Here is a 13,756-nt window from a genome sequence, read left to right on the forward strand (position 1 = left end):
TCAGTGATTGACACGACGCAATACGCTGTCGACGGCCGTGCCGAGCTTGTCGACGATCAGATCGATCTCCTCCGCGGAGGTGATATAGGGCGGCGCCAGCAGCACGTGGTCGCCACGGATGCCGTCTGCGGTGCCGCCGCCGGGATAGCAGCCGAGGCCGTTGGCGAAGGCCTCCGCCTTGATCTTCTGATTCAGCTTCAGCGCGGGATCAAACGAGGTTCGGCTGGCGCGATCGGCGAGGAGCTCGATCGCCCAGAACAGGCCGCGGCCCCTGATGTCGCCGATATGGCGGTGATTGCCGAAGCGCTCGGTGAGCCGCTGCTCGAGCTGCTTGCCGCGCTCCTTGACCCGGTCGAGCAGGCCGTCCTCGCGGATCACGTCCTGCACCGCGAGCGCGGCGGCGCAAGCGAGAGGGTGCGCCAGATACGTGTGGCCGTGCAGGAAGGCGCCCGAACCTGAGCGGATTGTGTCGATGATCCTGCCGCTCGCGAGCATTGCACCGATCGGCTGGTAGCCGCCGCCGAGACCCTTGGCGATCGCCTGGATGTCGGGTGCCACGCCTTCCTGCTCCCAGGCGTGCGTGGTGCCGGTGCGGCCCATGCCGCTCATGACCTCGTCGAGAATGAGCAGCGCGCCGTGTCGGTCGCAGATCTCGCGCACCGCCCTGAAGTAGCCGTCCGGCGCCGTGACGGCACCTGCGGTGGCCCCGACGACGGGCTCTGCGAGGAACGCGGCGACGGTGTCGGGGCCAAGCCGCTGAAACTCGGCTTCGAGTTCGGCGGCGAGCCGCGCCACGAACTGCGCATCCGATTCACCTTCGTGCTTCTCGTGATAAGCGAAGGCCGGGGTCACATGGCTGAAGGCGTTGGAGAGCAGCGGCGCGTAGGGCGCGCGGCGCCAGGCATTGCCGCCCGCCGCGAGCGCGCCGAGCGTATTGCCGTGGTAGCTCTGCCGCCGCGCAATGAAGTGCTGCCGCTGCGGCTCGCCGCGCTCGATGAAATATTGCCGCGCGAGCTTGATGCTGGCTTCAACCGCTTCCGATCCGCCGCTGACGAAATAGGCGTAGGCGAGGCCACCGGGCTCGTGGCCGACCAGCGTCTCGGCAAGCGCCTCCGCCGGCTCCGACGAGAAGAAGGCTGTGTGGGCATAAGCGAGGGTCGAGGCCTGCTTCGTCAGCGCCGCGATGACGCGTGGATGCTGGTGGCCGAGGCAAGAGACCGCCGCGCCGCCGGAGGCGTCGATCACGCGGCGTCCGTCCTCGGCAAAGAGATAGACGCCTTCGCCGCCGATTGCCTTGGGCGGCGTTTCGCGCAGCGAGCGATGCAGCACGCGGCTGGTGCGGGCGGCCATGGGTCAACCTTTCTCTGATACGTAAGTTGAAGCCGCGGCCAGCCGGGCCTCGGTATTCTCCAGGCGCTTTTTCGCGGCCGTGCCGCCGAGCGAAAACGTCACGGCGGCGAGCGATTGCGCGATCGCGATGGCGCCGGTGAGGCTCGGGAAAAAGCCGGGAGAGGAGGCCGCCTCGAACAGCAGCACGTGGTCGGCACCTTCAGCCATCGGCGCCGATGGGCTATCGGCGATCGCGATCAGGGCCGCGCCGGCACGATAGGCGGCCTGCGCGACCCGGACGCTCGCGTGGGTGTAGGGCATGAAGCCGATGACGATGACGGCCTCGCCGGGCCGGAACGCGCCCATATCGAGATCGTCGGGGCCGGACGCGCCGACGAGCTGCACCTGTTCGGGACGAAACAGCCGGAGCTCGTAGTTCAGCAATTCCGCGACGCTGCGGCAGCTTCGGTAGCCGGTGATCCAGATCCGCTTGGCGTGGTGGAGTGCGCGCGCCGCCTCCGCGATCGGCCGAGCCGGGATGCGCGGAAGGCCGGCGGCCTCGGCCTCCAGCTTGTCGGTGATGAGCGCGACATCGGCGTTCGGGCCGTGGCAGCGGCCCTTGGCGCGGCCGGAGAAAGGCGCTAGCTGCGAGGGCCGCCGCGCCTCCGTCAACGCCGCGCGCAATTCATCCCAACCCGAATAGCCGATCGCCTTGGCAAGCCGCGTGAACGCGGCGGGATCGGCGCCGGCAACCGCTGCGAGATCGCGCATCGAACGCGTGGTGGCGTCGTAATCGTTGGCTGCGACGAAACGCCCGACCTCCTGCAACCGCATCGGAAGCGATGGCAATGCAATGCGCAGTTCGCTCAGTGGCGAGGATTTCGCGGGCTCGGCCATGAAACATTTGTTGCACGAAGCTGAGTTTGGTGCAACAGTTGACGTGCGCTGCCGGAAATCGCCGTCTTGAGAAGGATTTTTGTGCTGTGACGTCAGACGGTCCGAGACCGCCGCCGCGCCGTCGCTTCTTCGGCGCCTTCGGGCAGCGCGAGCTGAAAGGCCTGTTCTGGCAGGTTCTGGTGGTGGGGATCGTAGTCGCGGTCATCGTGTTCCTCTGGTCCAACACGGTCACCAATCTCTCCGTGCGCCGCATCACGACCGGTTTTGCCTTCCTCGGCCGTGAGGCCGGCATGCCCATCGCCGACAGCCTGCTCGCCTACAATCCGAGGGACTCATATCTCTGGGCCTTTGTCGTCGGCATCGCCAATACCCTGCGCGTCGCCGTGATCGGAATCGTGCTTGCAACGATCCTGGGCACGGTGATCGGCATCTCGCGGCTGTCGGCCAATTGGCTGCTGTCGCGGCTCGCCGCGGTGTACGTCGAGACGCTCCGCGACATCCCGCTGCTGCTCCAGCTCCTGTTCTGGTACGTGCTGATGCAGGCGCTCCCGGCCGCGCGCGCGGCATGGCGTCCGATTGAGGGCGTGTTCCTGTCCAATCGCGGGTTGATCCTGCCGGCGATTCCCATCGGGACGCCGCAGCTTTGGGTGCTCGGCACCGCAGTGCTCGGACTTGTCGTGTTCTATGTGATCCGGCGGCGGCTCATCGCGCAGCAAATGCGCGACGGCAAGCCGCGGCCGGCCTGGCCTTTTGCACTCGGCTTGCTCGTTGTGCTGCCTGCGGCGGTGTCCGTGCTGCTGGGCGTGGCCTGGACGATCGAATGGCCTGAGTTGCGCGGCTTCAACTTCGTCGGCGGACTGACGCTCGCGCCGGAATATTTCGCGCTGCTGATCGCGCTCGTCACCTACACCTCGGCCTTCATCGCCGAGATTGTGCGCAGCGGCATCCAGTCGGTGCCGCGCGGCCAGTGGGATGCCGCCAACGCGCTGGGACTGCGCCGCAGCTTCATGCTGCGGCAGATCATCCTGCCACAGGCGCTACGCGTCATCGTGCCGCCAATGACGAGCCAGTACCTCAACCTGACCAAGAACTCTTCGCTCGCGGTGGCGATCGGCTATCAGGACGTGGTCTCGATCGCCAACACGACATTGAACCAGACCGGGCAGGCGATCGAGGCCATTGCCTTGATCATGGCGGTGTTTCTCACCATCAGCCTCGGCATCAGCTTTTTCATGAACTGGTACAATTCGCGCATCGCGCTGGTGGAGCGCTGACCATGACGGCGATCGCCGACATTCCGGAAGCACCGCGCGCCGCCCGCCGCCCGCAGATTGGTAACCCGGTGCTGCGCTGGCTGCGCACCAATCTGTTCTCGTCGATCCCGAACGGCATCCTCTCGGTCGTGTTGCTGGCGGTGCTTGCAAAGGGCCTCTTCAGCTTCGTGCAATGGGGTATCGCCAATGCGGTCTGGGTCACCCCGGCGAACGATTCCAGCGCCTGCCGCGCGGTACGCGGCCTCGGTGCATGCTGGGCAATCATCCCCGAAAAATACCGCTTCATCCTGTTTGGCACCTATCCGTTCGACGAGCAGTGGCGGCCGGCACTGGCGGTGCTGCTGTTCATCGCCCTGTTCTATCTCTCCAGCCGCCGCGCCTTATGGCGGCGCGAACTGGCCTATCTCTGGATCGGAGCGCTCGCGCTGATCAGTATGCTGATGTGGGGTGGCATACTCGGTCTGTCGTTCGTCTCGCAGGACCGTTGGGGTGGTTTGCCGGTGACGCTGATCCTGGCGACCTTTGGTCTGGCCTTCGGCTTCCCGCTCGGCATCCTCGTCGCACTAGGCCGGCGCTCAAAACTGCCGGCGATCCGCTCGCTCAGCGTGCTCTATGTCGAGCTGATCCGCGGCGTGCCGCTGGTCAGTCTGCTGTTCATGGCGAGCGTGATGTTTCCGCTGTTCATGCCGAACGGATTCAACATCGACAAGCTCTTGCGCGCGCAGGTCGCGATCATCCTGTTCGCGGGTGCCTATCTTGCCGAAGTCATCCGCGGCGGCCTCCAGGCCGTGCCCCGCGGGCAATACGAGGCCGCCGAGGCGCTCGGCCTGTCCTACTGGCGCAAGAACCGGCTGATCGTCCTGCCGCAGGCGATCCGTCACGTCATCCCGCCGCTGGTCAACACCTTCATCGCCTTCTTCAAGGACACCAGCCTCGTTCTGATCATCGGTATCTTCGACCTGCTCACCACGGCCAAGACCGCGATCATCGATCCGGCGTGGCAGCAATTCTCCGTCGAAGTCTACATCTTCGTCGCCGTGATCTATTTTGTCTTCTGCTTCGCGATGTCGCGGTATAGCCGGAGCCTGGAGGCGACGAGCGGAAGGTGAAGGCCGCGCGTGTTCCGGACAAGGTGCGGCGCAAAGCGCTGCACCGCAGAGCCGGGACCCAGGGATACACGGGAAGTCCTGGAGACTTGGGCCCCGGCTCTGCAGCGCACCGCCGAAGAGGCGCTGCGCCGCGTGCGGGGCACGAGAGCGGGAACCTAGTTCTTCACCCGCGGATCAATCGGCGTCGTGCCACGCACGCCCAAAATATCCTCCAGCGTCTTCGCGCCGGCGATCACCTGCGCATCCGCGCGCGGAGCCCCGACGACCTGCAGGCCGACCGGAAGTCCCGATGCGGTGAAGCCGCACGGCAACGACAGCGCGGGACAGCAGGCGAGCGTGATGGCATAGACGATGCCGAGCCACTCGACGTAATTGTCGAACTTCTTGCCGGCGCATTCGGCGACATAACGGTGCTCGATCGGGAAGGGCGGCACGATCGTGGTCGGTACCAGCAGCAGATCGTAGCGCTTGAAGAACTCGATCGCACGCGCTGTCATGCCGACGCGCTGCGCCTCGGCGCGTTCGAGCTGCTCGATCGTGAGCTTGAGGCCTTCCTCGATGTTCCAGATCACCTCGGGCTTGAGCAGGTCGCGCTTGGTGCGCAGCAGCTGCGCCTTGCTGATCGCGAAGTCGAACGCGCGCAGCACGTGGAAGCACTCATGCGCATCGCGCCAATCCGGATGCGCCTCCTCGACGATGGCGCCGGCTTCGGCAAAGCGTTCCGCCGCTTTCCGCGTGATCGATTTGACTTCGGGATCGACCGGTGTGATGCCGAGATCCGCCGAATAGGCGATGCGCTTCGGTTTGCTGCCTGGCTGCGCCGCCGAGAGAAACGACGTCAAGGGCGTCGGCAGCGACAGCGGGTCGGCGGCATAGTCGCCGCTCATGGCGTCGAGCAGCAGCGCGAGATCCTCGACGTTGCGTGCCATCGGACCGACGACGCCGAGGTTACGATCGATGGCCGCTTTCGGCGTGTGCGCGACGCGGCCGATGCTCGGCCGCATGCCCACGACGCCGCAGAAAGCTGCCGGACTGCGCAGACTGCCGCCCATGTCGGAGCCTTGCGCGAGCCAGGCCATGCCGGTGGCGAGCGCAACGGCCGCGCCGCCTGACGAGCCGGCTGCCGATTTGGACGTATCCCAGGGATTGAGGGTTGCACCGAACACCTCGTTGAAGGTGTTGGCGCCCGCACCGAATTCCGGCGTGTTCGACTTGGCATAGACGACCGCGCCGTTGGCCTCGAGATTTTCGACCAGGATGTCGGACGTCGCCGGGATGTTGTCCTTGAAGATCGGCGAGCCCTGTGTGTTCAGCACACCTGCAACATCGGTCAGATCCTTGATCGGCACCGGCAGGCCTGCGAGCAATCCGCGCGCACCGGCCGGCTTCCGCATCAGCGCCTTTGCGCTATCCCGCGCGCGATCGAAGCACAGCGTCGGCAGCGCGTTGACCTTGCCATCGACTTCGGTGATGCGCTTCTCCAGCACATCCAAGAGCTCCAGCGGCGAGACGTCGCCGGAGCGCAGCTTGTCGACGACGGCGCAAGCGGATTCGCGGATCAGGTCCTGAGACAACTATTCTACTCCTGTGCATATTTTAGGCGTTATTGCGAGGAGCGAAGCGACGAAACAATCCAGACTTTTGCCGCAGATACATTCCTGGATTGCTTCCGCCTTCGCTAAAGCTTCGGCGGACAAGTCGCTGCGCTCGCAATGACGAGGATAAAGTTAACCCCATCCTGCGCTGATTCCGCCATCCACCGTATAGATGACCCCCGACGTATAGCCTGCGCGATCCGACGCCAGGAACGCCATGAGATCGCCGATCTCGCGCGCATGCGCAGGCCTGCCGAGCGGCAGGCTCTTCTGGAATTCCTTGTAGCGGCTCTCGTCGCCGAACTGGTGGTTTGCCCGCGTCTTCAGCAGGGTGACGTGACGGTCAGTGCCAACCGGGCCGGGATTGATGCCGACCACACGGATGTTGTCGGCGAGGCTCTTGCCCCCGAGCGCGCGGGTGAAGGCCATCAGCGCGGCATTGCCGGCGCTGCCGCAGATGTAGTTGGCGTCGAATTTCTCGCCGGCGGCGCCGATGTCGTTGACGATCACGCCGCCGCCCTTCGCCTTCATCTGCGCATAGATCATGCGCGTGAGGTTGATGTAGCCGAACACTTTCAATTCCCAGGCGTGCCGCCAGGTGGCCTCGTCGATCTTGTCAATGGAGCCGCCGGGAATGTCGCCGGCATTGTTGACGAGCACGTCGATGTCGGCGGCTTCCTTGGCGAGCCGCGTCAAATCCTCGCTCCTGCGCAAATCCACAATGCTCGTGGCGGCATCGATCTGGTGCGCCGAGCGCAAGCGCTCGGCCAAAGCCTTGAGCTGATCGCCATTGCGGGCCGCGAGGAGGAGATGGCAGCCTTCCTCGGCAAAGGCCTCGGCGGCGGCTGCGCCGATACCCTTGGACGCGCCCGTGATCAGGACGCGCTTGCCACGCAGGTGCAGATCCATGGGAGTTACTCGCAGGAGAGGAACGGGAATAAAATCAGTAGGCGGTCGGCCGCGCCATGGTCAACATTGCAGTGCAGCGTTGCACTGCCGTCGCGTTTGGTCCATTGCAGTGCGGTCAAAAAGACGGCGGCTGCCGGACCAATCAAGGACGTTCTCGATGAGCAAGAAACAATACCGGATCGCGGTCATTCCCGGCGACGGAATCGGCAAGGAAGTGATGCCCGAGGGCCTGCGCGTTCTGGAGACCGCGGCGAAGAAGCACGGCGTGTCCCTTCATTTCGATCATTTCGACTTCTCGTCGTGGGACTATTACGAGAAGCACGGCCAGATGATGCCGGACGATTGGAAGGATCAGATCGGCAAGCACGATGCGATCTATTTCGGCGCGGTCGGCTGGCCGGCCAAGATTCCGGATCACGTCTCGCTCTGGGGATCGCTGATCAAATTCCGCCGCGAGTTCGATCAGTACGTGAATTTGCGCCCGGTGCGGCTGATGCCGGGCGTGCCGTCGCCGCTGGCCAACCGCAAGCCCGGCGACATTGATTTCTGGGTCGTGCGCGAGAACACCGAAGGCGAATATTCCTCCGTCGGCGGCCGCATGTTCCCGGACACCGACCGTGAATTCGTGACGCAGCAGACGGTGATGACCCGCATCGGCGTCGATCGCATCCTGAAGTTCGCATTCGAGCTCGCGCAGTCGCGGCCGAAGAAGCACCTGACCTCGGCGACCAAGTCGAACGGCATCTCCATCACCATGCCCTATTGGGACGAGCGCGTGGAGGCGATGGCGAAGAAGTATCCAAGCGTGAAGTGGGACAAGTATCACATCGACATCCTGACCGCGAACTTCGTGCTGCATCCGGATTGGTTCGACGTCGTGGTCGGCTCCAATTTGTTCGGTGACATCCTGTCGGATCTCGGCCCGGCCTGCACCGGCACCATCGGCATCGCGCCGTCCGGCAACATCAACCCCGACGGCAATTTCCCGTCGGTGTTCGAGCCGGTGCACGGCTCGGCGCCCGACATCGCGGGGCAGGGCATCGCCAATCCGATCGGCGCAATCTGGTCCGGCGCGATGATGCTCGAGCATCTCGGCGAGAAGAAAGCCGGCAAGTCGATCGTCGATGCGATCGAGCGCACGCTGGCAGAGCGCACGCTCCGCACCAAGGATCTCGGCGGCAATGCCGACACTACGGCTTGCGGCAAGGCGGTCGCGGATATGGTGGATTAGAGCGCTGCTTTCCCTCCCCCCTTGTGGGGGAGGGTGGCTTCGATGCGAAGCATCGAAGACGGGTGAGGGGTTGTCTCCGCGGAGACAGACCTCTCAATTGTGCATTTCCCTTCGCGGACAGAACCCCTCATCCGGCGCTTCGCGCCACCTTCTCCCACAAGGGGAGAAGGGAAGAGCACCGTGCTCCGCCTCACTACCCCGCGATCTTCTCGATCGCCGCCTGATCCAGCCCGAACTTCTTTCCGGCCTCCAGAATCTCCTGCCAGGTGGTCGGATCGACAGGGATGCCTTCCGCGAGCCGCTTCTTCTTCGTCGCGCGCTCGGGCTCACCCGCGATCTTCACCTTGTCGACGCCTGGGGCCGGAGGTGAGCCGGTGTGCCAGGCGACGAAGCTCTCGACTTCGCGCGCGAGATTCTCCGCGGTGCCGAGCTTGCCGGGGTCGATGATGATCGAGAGCATGCCGTTGAGGACGTTGTGCTTGCCATCGGACGGACCCTTGACCACCTGCCCGCCGGAGAGCGCGCCGCCGAGGATTTCGCAAACCAGCGCGAGCCCTGAACCCTTGTGCTCGCCGAACGGCAGGATGGCGCCGTATGGCGGGATCACGGTGTAGCGCGGGTTGGTGGTCGGCTTGCCCTCATTGTCGATGATCGTGCCGGGTTCCAGCTCGACGCCCTTGTTGTGGGCGACGCGGGTCTTGCCCTGCGCGATCCTGCTGGTGGCGAAGTCGAGCACGATGGGGTCCTTGCCCGCGCGCGGGATGCCGACGCAGAACGGGTTGGTGCCGTGGCGCGCATCGCTGCCGCCCCAGGGCGCCACGATGGGACGCGAGATCACGTTGACGAAGTGGATCGAGACCAGCCCATGGTCGATGCACTGCTCGGCCCAGTGGCCGATGCGGCCGATATGGTGCGAGTTTGAGAGGCCGACGAGACACACGCCGTTGCGCTTGGCGCGCTCGGCTGCCAGCTCCATCGCTTCATGGCCGATCACTTGGCCGTAGCCGGTGAGCCCGTCGAGGGTGAGAAGCGGACCGGTGTCGAGCACGACCTTGACGTGCTGGTTCACGGCGAGGCCGCCCGTGGTGACGCTCTGGACATAGCGCGGGATCATGCCGACGCCGTGCGAATCGTGTCCCTTGAGGTTGGCCTCGACCAGATTGGTGGACACGAGCTCGGCCTCGCGGTCCGTAGACCCGCCGGCCTTGACGATGGCGCTGATAGCTTCGATGAGCGGCTGTGCCTTGATGGTGCGATAGTCGGCCATTGTTGGTGCTCTTATCCCTTCACGATCCGTCGGCAGTGCTCCCACGCCGCGCCAATCAGATTCTCGCTCGCCTCCGGGGTTCGGAACGCCGAATGCGCCGACAACGTCACGTTCGGCAGTTTTGTCAGCGGATGATCGCCGGGCAATGGCTCGATATTGAACACGTCGAGGCCGGCATGGCGGATGTGGCCCGACTTCAGCGCGTCGATCATGGCGGGCTCGTCGACCACGGCGGCGCGGGCGGTGTTGATGAGGATGACGCCCGGCTTCATCTTCGCGATCATCTCGCGGGTGATCATGCCGCGTGTCTCGTCGTTGAGCAGCAGATGCAGCGATACGACGTCTGCTCTCGCCAACACCGTGTCGAGATCGGCGAATTCCACGCCCGGATAGCTCTTCGGCGAGCGGTTCCAGGCGATCACCTTCATGCCGCTGCCCAAGGCAATGCGCGCGACCTCCGCGGCAATACCGCCGAAGCCGATCAGGCCGAGCGTCTTGCCAGTGAGCTGCATGCCGTCTTCGCGGAGCCAGTTTCCGCCGCGCATCTCGCGGTCCATCATCGCGATGACGCGGGCCGAAGCCCACATCAGCGCGATCGCGCATTCCGCGACCGCCGTGTCGCCATAGCCCTTGATCAGGTGCACGGAGATGCCGAGCTCAGCGAGCTCCTCCGGGTTCATGTAGCTGCGCGCGCCGGTGCCGAGGAACACGACATGCTTCAACCCTGTGCACTTCTTTGCGACGTCGGTAGGCAGCGCGGTGTGGTCGACGATCGCGATCTCGGCGCCGTCGAGGATTTCAGGATATTGTTCGGGTTTGATGTCGGGATCCCTGTGGATCCGCACCTTGGGATCGCCGGGCTGCTCCAGCCGCTCCATGATCACGGCGAGAGCTTCATTGGCGTCGACGAAAACTCCGCGCATGGTTCTCTCCGGTCAGGATGCGACGCCGGCGATCGCCAGCACCGTGTGCATGAGGACGTTGGTGCCCGCGGCGCAATCGGGCTGCGTGGCGTCTTCCAGCTCGTTGTGGCTGATGCCGTCCTTGCAGGGCACGAACACCATTGCGGCCGGCATGATTGTGTTGAGATTGCAGGCGTCGTGGCCGGCGCCGGAGGTGATGCGGCGAGAGGAGTAGCCGAGCGTCTTCGCCGCGTTCTCGACTGCGGCAATCAATTTGGGATCGAAATGCGTCGGCGGCTTGCGCCAGACCAGGTCGATCTTCACCTCGACCTTGCGGCGTGCGGCGATCTCGGCAATCGCGCTGCGCAGATCGCGATCGAGCGCATCCATGATCGCGCCATCCGCACTGCGGCAATCCATCGTGAAGGCGATCTCGCCGGGAATGACGTTGCGCGAGGGGTTTGCGATCACGGCCTCGCCGATGGTACCGACGGCCTTCGGCCCGTGCTTCCTCGCAATGGCCTCCATCGCCAGCACGATCTCGGACAGCGTCGCCAACGCGTCGCGCCGCAGCGGCATCGGCGTCGATCCGGCATGGCTCTCGAAGCCGGAAATCTTGCCGTCGTACCAAAGCACGCCCTGGCCGGAATCGACGACGCCGATGGTCTTGCCTTCGGCCTCCAGGATCGGGCCCTGCTCGATGTGCAATTCGACGAAGCAACCGAGCTTCTGGAACCCGACCGGCTTGTCGCCGCGATAACCGATGCCATCGAGCGCCTGGCCGACGGTGGTGCCATCAGCGTCCTTGCGCGACAAGATGTCATCGGTGGTGAAGTCGCCGACATAGGCAGCGGAGGCCATCATCGCGGGAGCGAAGCGCGAACCCTCTTCGTTGGTCCAGTTGACGACGCAGATCGGCGCCTCGGTTTCGATCCCGGCGTCGTTCAGCGTGCGGATCACTTCGAGCGCACCGAGCGTTCCCAGAATGCCGTCATACTTGCCGCCGGTCGGTTGCGTGTCGAGATGCGAGCCGATGCCGACGGGCGGCTTCGACATGTCGCGTCCCTTGCGCAGCCCGAACTGCGAGCCGAGCGCATCGGTGTGCACCTCCAAGCCGGCGTCCTCGCAGGCCTTGCGGAACCAGTCGCGTACCAGCTTGTCCTCCGCGCTCAGCGTCAGCCGCCGCACGCCGCCCTTGGCCGTCGCGCCGAACTGCGCGGTCTCGTGGATGGAGCCCCAGAGGCGGGCGGAATCGATTTGCAAATTGGTGGCGGCTCGGCTCATGCGGTCAGTCTCTCAATTGTCCGGCGCCTGTTTCAATGACGCGCCGGCGCGGGCGCGTCAACTGCGAGGCTGCTCTGCGCAATCTGACATGCAAGCTCTGCGACCCGCTCCACCGCCACGACATCGGGCGAGGCGAGCCAGCTCGCGGTGAATGTCAGCGGCGCGATTTTGAGATCGGTGTCGAGCAGTTGCAACCGCCCGTCTGCGAGCTCGTTCTCGACGATGGCGTCGGGGATCACGGCGATGCCGAGGCCCTCGACCGCCATGTGGATGACGGTCGCAAGCGAGGCGGAGGCGTGCAGCCGGATCGGAGGCAGCTCCGGCCGGTCGAACACTTCGCGCACGACCTCGTAGGGACGCGTCTTCCGCGGGAAGGTAATGATCGGAAACCGCGCGAGCTCAGCCCGCGTCACCGGTCCATCGCCGAGGCGGAGCGAGGGGCTGGCGAGAAAACCGATCGGATAGTCGGCGAGGACGCGATTGTGCACCCCGGAGGCCGAGAGCGGACCGACGACGAAGGCAAGCTCGATCTCCTGCGCAAGCAGGCGCGCGGTCAGGTTCGGCGTGATGTCGACCTCGATCTCCAGCGACAGGTTTGGGTAGACCTCGTTCATGCTCTTCACCAGCCGCGGCAGCCAAGTGTGCACGATGGTTTCGGCGACGCCGAGTCGCATCACGCCGCGCATCGCCGAGCGGTCGCCGATCTCGGCGATCATCGCGGCGCGCAGGCCGATCAGCTTCTCCGCATAGACCATCATCTGTCGGCCGCTCGGTGTCGGCGAGGCCACGCGGTGGTCGCGATTTAGGAGCTTCACCCCCATCTCGCGCTCGAGCTGGGCGATGCGCTGGGAGATCGCCGGCTGAGTCGTGTTGAGGCGTGCTGCGGCGCCGCGAAAGCTGCCGAGCTTCACAACCCAAAGGAACGTCTCGATCGATCTGAAGTCCAGCATTGGAAGGATTTCCCAGGCCGATAAATGAAATTTATCGATATTGATTAGAAAGGAAGATTAGACTTTATAGCATGCGTGGTGTTGGCTTGTCTTTGTCGAGTTTATAGGCAGGTCGATCTCATGACTGTTTTGGTGGCAGTGCAGCAAACTGAAACGCCCGACACGCTCCCGAGCCGCAAGGCGCGGCTTGCCTATCGGGAGGGGCTGGTTGCCTCCACTGCCGGCGTCGCCCCCGGCTTCGTCCAGGGCAATCTGGCGATCCTGCCGGCGGAATATGCCGGCGCCTTTCACCGCTTCTGCCAGCTCAACCCCAAGCCTTGCCCGATCATCGGCATGTCCGATGTCGGCAGTCCGCACATCCCCGCGCTTGGCGCCGATCTCGACATCCGCACCGACGTGCCGCGCTACCGCCTCTGGCGCGACGGCGAGGTCGTGGACGAGCCGACCGATGTGACAAGGTATTGGCGCGACGATCTCGTGACCTTCGTGCTCGGCTGCTCGTTCTCGTTCGAAGAGGCGCTGCTCGACGAGGGCATGCCGATCCGCCACATCGAGCACAATGTGCGCGTGCCGATGTATCGCACCAACATCGCCTGCGGCGAGTCCGGTCCCTTCGCCGGCCCCATGGTGGTGTCGATGCGTCCGTTCAAGCCGGCGGATGCGATCCGTGCGGTGCAGATCACCTCGCGCTATCCGGCCGTGCACGGTGCGCCCGTGCATCTCGGCCATCCGCATCTGATCGGTATCAGGGACATCGCCAAGCCCGACTACGGCGATCCGGTGCCGGTCGCCGACGACGAGATCCCGGTGTTCTGGGCCTGCGGCGTGACACCGCAATCCGTCATCAACGCCGCAAAGCTGCCGTTCGCGATCACGCATTCGCCGGGCCTGATGCTGGTGACGGATCTCAAGAACAGGACCATGGCCGTGATTTAGTGGGCAGCGTTTGCTGCTTCTTCGAGCTTTACCGCATCCATCAATCGCTTCATTCGATCAGCCGAAATTCAGT

General features: G+C 64.7%; 12 protein-coding genes. 4 read left to right on the forward strand and 8 right to left on the reverse strand.

Features of this window, described 5'->3' with window-relative positions; all coding sequences use genetic code 11:
* Nucleotides 1-1,350, reverse strand: coding sequence for an aspartate aminotransferase family protein (locus IVB19_RS11300; RefSeq protein ID WP_247488715.1), 1,350 nt, complete (start codon nt 1,348-1,350; stop codon nt 1-3).
* Between the two features lie 3 nt (nt 1,351-1,353).
* On the reverse strand, nt 1,354-2,226 hold the full coding sequence (locus IVB19_RS11305; protein ID WP_018457002.1) for a MurR/RpiR family transcriptional regulator: 873 nt from the start codon (nt 2,224-2,226) through the stop codon (nt 1,354-1,356).
* 86 nt (nt 2,227-2,312) lie between these two features.
* Between IVB19_RS11305 and IVB19_RS11310 the strand changes: the two genes are divergently transcribed.
* Nucleotides 2,313-3,500, forward strand: a complete 1,188-nt coding sequence (locus tag IVB19_RS11310; protein ID WP_018457001.1) for an amino acid ABC transporter permease — start codon at nt 2,313-2,315, stop codon at nt 3,498-3,500.
* Between the two features lie 2 nt (nt 3,501-3,502).
* Entirely contained in the window at nt 3,503-4,609 is a 1,107-nt protein-coding gene (locus IVB19_RS11315; protein WP_018457000.1) for an amino acid ABC transporter permease, read from the forward strand.
* Nucleotides 4,610-4,764: 155 nt separating this feature from the next.
* Here the strand turns inward: IVB19_RS11315 and IVB19_RS11320 are convergent, their stop codons facing one another.
* Both IVB19_RS11320 and IVB19_RS11325 read right to left on the reverse strand, forming a co-directional pair.
* Nucleotides 4,765-6,183, reverse strand: coding sequence for an amidase (locus IVB19_RS11320; protein WP_247821414.1), 1,419 nt, complete (start codon nt 6,181-6,183; stop codon nt 4,765-4,767).
* A gap of 153 nt (nt 6,184-6,336) precedes the next feature.
* Nucleotides 6,337-7,113 carry an SDR family oxidoreductase gene (locus IVB19_RS11325; RefSeq protein ID WP_247821415.1) on the reverse strand — a complete coding sequence of 259 codons (777 nt, stop codon included), beginning with the start codon at nt 7,111-7,113 and terminating at the stop codon, nt 6,337-6,339.
* Nucleotides 7,114-7,270: 157 nt separating this feature from the next.
* On the opposite strand from IVB19_RS11325, the gene IVB19_RS11330 reads away from it, so the two are divergent.
* Entirely contained in the window at nt 7,271-8,344 is a 1,074-nt protein-coding gene (locus tag IVB19_RS11330; RefSeq protein ID WP_085362309.1) for a tartrate dehydrogenase, read from the forward strand.
* A 193-nt stretch (nt 8,345-8,537) separates the two neighbouring features.
* Here IVB19_RS11330 and IVB19_RS11335 read toward each other — a convergent pair whose 3' ends face one another.
* Genes IVB19_RS11335 through IVB19_RS11350 form a run of 4 tightly spaced genes read right to left on the reverse strand, consistent with a single transcriptional unit; the run spans nt 8,538 to nt 12,747 of the window.
* The gene (locus tag IVB19_RS11335; protein WP_018456996.1) at nt 8,538-9,611 is read right to left on the reverse strand and encodes a malate/lactate/ureidoglycolate dehydrogenase; all 1,074 of its coding nucleotides are present in this window, start codon (nt 9,609-9,611) and stop codon (nt 8,538-8,540) included.
* Nucleotides 9,612-9,622: 11 nt separating this feature from the next.
* Nucleotides 9,623-10,534 carry an NAD(P)-dependent oxidoreductase gene (locus IVB19_RS11340; RefSeq protein ID WP_247488707.1) on the reverse strand — a complete coding sequence of 304 codons (912 nt, stop codon included), beginning with the start codon at nt 10,532-10,534 and terminating at the stop codon, nt 9,623-9,625.
* 12 nt (nt 10,535-10,546) lie between these two features.
* Nucleotides 10,547-11,797, reverse strand: a complete 1,251-nt coding sequence (locus tag IVB19_RS11345) for a Zn-dependent hydrolase (protein WP_247821416.1) — start codon at nt 11,795-11,797, stop codon at nt 10,547-10,549.
* Between the two features lie 32 nt (nt 11,798-11,829).
* Entirely contained in the window at nt 11,830-12,747 is a 918-nt protein-coding gene (locus tag IVB19_RS11350; RefSeq protein WP_247488703.1) for a LysR family transcriptional regulator, read from the reverse strand.
* Between the two features lie 120 nt (nt 12,748-12,867).
* Between IVB19_RS11350 and IVB19_RS11355 the strand changes: the two genes are divergently transcribed.
* Nucleotides 12,868-13,683 carry a putative hydro-lyase gene (locus IVB19_RS11355; RefSeq protein WP_247488701.1) on the forward strand — a complete coding sequence of 272 codons (816 nt, stop codon included), beginning with the start codon at nt 12,868-12,870 and terminating at the stop codon, nt 13,681-13,683.
* The last annotated feature ends 73 nt before the right edge of the window (nt 13,684-13,756 follow it).

Source organism: Bradyrhizobium sp. 187 (assembly GCF_023101005.1).
GTDB lineage: Bacteria > Pseudomonadota > Alphaproteobacteria > Rhizobiales > Xanthobacteraceae > Bradyrhizobium > Bradyrhizobium canariense_D.